The sequence below is a fragment of the Streptomyces sp. AN091965 genome, assembly GCF_022698285.1.
Taxonomy (GTDB): domain Bacteria; phylum Actinomycetota; class Actinomycetes; order Streptomycetales; family Streptomycetaceae; genus Streptomyces.
Window position 1 is genome coordinate 1 of the sequence record NZ_JALDMY010000002.1, and the last position, 2,079, is coordinate 2,079.

Below are 2,079 nucleotides of genomic sequence, written 5' to 3' on the forward strand. Positions count from 1 at the left end.
CAGCGTCTCGTCGCCCATCTCGAAGTACTGGCTCACCTGGGGCCTTTCGGATCGGGTGGCAGGCAGCGGGATCAACGGCCAAGATCGTACGACGTACCGCGACCCAGCGTGATCAAACCTCGGAACTTCGCCCCGGAAAGCCAAGTTCTCACGACCAAGCCGTCACTGTCTGTAGTGAGCGGTCGTTCTCGCTGCGAGGAGTCGGTCGGCGAGCGTGGGGGTGCGCACCCCGCGCCGGAACTCCTCGCGCCTGTCCGGAATGTGCGGGTGCCGTTCGCCGCGTCAGTAGCATTTCCCGGTAGCTGTACGAGGACGCGCCGTTACCGGGCACGGGGGACTGGAGGACTGGTGGACGCGCGGAACACACGAGCCGACGTCATCGCGTCGGGGCACGGGCACGCGGTCGCGTCGCAGTCGACGCGTCAGCTGCGAGCCACCGGGATCGGGGCGGTGGCCGTCCTGCTGTGGGCGTCGCTGGCCCTGGTCACCACGCTGACCGGGCGGATCCCGCCGTTCCAGCTCACCGCCATGGCCTTCCTGGTCGGCGGACTCCTCGGGCTGCCCCGGGCCGTCCGCGGCGGCGCCGGGCTCGCCCGCGGGCTGCCCGGCGGCGCCTGGGCACTCGGCATCGGTGGCCTGTTCGGCTACCACTTCTTCTACTTCCTGGCCCTGCGCAACGCCCCGGCGGTCGACGCGGGACTCATCGCCTATCTGTGGCCGCTGCTCATCGTCGTGTTCTCCGCGGCCCTGCCCGGTGAGCGGCTGCGCTGGTGGCACACGGCGGGCGCGGTGCTCGGGCTCGGCGGCACCTTCCTGCTCGTCACCGGCGGCGAGGGAGTGCACCTACGGGGTGAGTACCTGCTCGGGTACACCGCGGCCGCCGTCTGCGCGGTGGTGTGGTCGGCGTACTCGGTCGCCAACCGCCGGTATCCGCAGGTCCCCACGGACATGGTCGCCTTCTTCTGCCTGGCCACGGCGGCCCTCGCGGCCGTCTGCCACCTGGTGTTCGAGGACACGGTCCGGCCCGACGGATGGCAGTGGCTCGCCGTGCTCGCCCTGGGCCTCGGCCCGGTCGGCGGCGCCTTCTACGTCTGGGACCACGGCACCAAGCACGGCGACATCCAACTCCTCGGCACCTTCTCCTACTTCGCTCCGCTGCTGTCCACCGCCCTCCTCGTCGCCACCGGCCGCGCGGACGCGAGCTGGCCCGTCGCCGCCGCCAGCGTGCTGATCGCCGGTGGTGCCACACTGGCCTCGGCGGACGCCGTGCGGGCGGCGCGCAGGCGGGGCCGTGCCGGGCCCAGCCGCCCGCGAAGGGGCTGAGCCCGGCCGGGTCAGGCGTCCACCGGCCAGGTGCCCCGGCGGACCATCTCCACGACCTTGTCGGCGCCGTTGGCCCGGACGAGCAGCTCCAGACGCGCGCGCTCGATGTCCTCCGCGCTCCACTTGTCGGTGGCCATGGTCCCCTTCTCGTGCGACCAGCCGTTGTCGTAGTGGCGTACGACGTAGTCCTTCTGGAAGTCCCACATCTTCGTGCCCGGCAGCGGAGTGACGATGAAGGGGTTGGCGTACGCCATGCCGTGGCCCATGAGCGTGACCGCGTAGTCGATGGTCTTCTCGATCTGCTCCAGCGACTCGATGTACGGCTCGTCCCCGGGCCGCTCGGGCGGGTTGACGAACCCGAGCATGAAGCCGCCGGTGACCTGGATGCCGTACTCGGTGAACATCTCCACGATTTCCCCGGTGGCCTTCTGGAAGGCGTTGAGCCGGGGCTTGCCCGACTCGACGAGGCTGTCCTCGTTGGCGCTCTCCACCGCGAGGTAGACGCTGTAGCAGCCGCCGTCGGCCATGGCCTTGATCAGGTCCCGGCAGGTGAGCCCGGCCCGCATCGCCGCGAGGACGTTGCGGAAGTTGGGGTTGCGCCGCTCGGCCTCGTCCATGCCGTCCGCGAACTCGGCGCCCAGGTGCAGCAGTACGAGGTTGAACAGGCTCAGGCCGCCCTCCTCGACCCACGGCAGGTCGTGCTTGCGCAACAGCTTGAAGGTCTCCATCGCGTACAGCGGGTCGTGCAGCAAGTGG

General features: G+C 70.5%; 1 protein-coding gene and 1 pseudogene. One reads left to right on the forward strand and one right to left on the reverse strand.

Annotation, left to right across the window (positions count from 1 at the left end; all coding sequences use genetic code 11):
• The first annotated feature begins 348 nt into the window (after positions 1-348).
• Entirely contained in the window at positions 349-1,323 is a 975-nt protein-coding gene (gene yddG, locus MQV74_RS40265; protein WP_242729404.1) for an aromatic amino acid exporter YddG, read from the forward strand.
• 11 nt (positions 1,324-1,334) lie between these two features.
• On the opposite strand, the pseudogene MQV74_RS40270 reads toward yddG, so the two are convergent.
• Positions 1,335-2,079 (reverse strand): annotated as a pseudogene (locus tag MQV74_RS40270) (B12-binding domain-containing radical SAM protein); the annotation flags it as partial.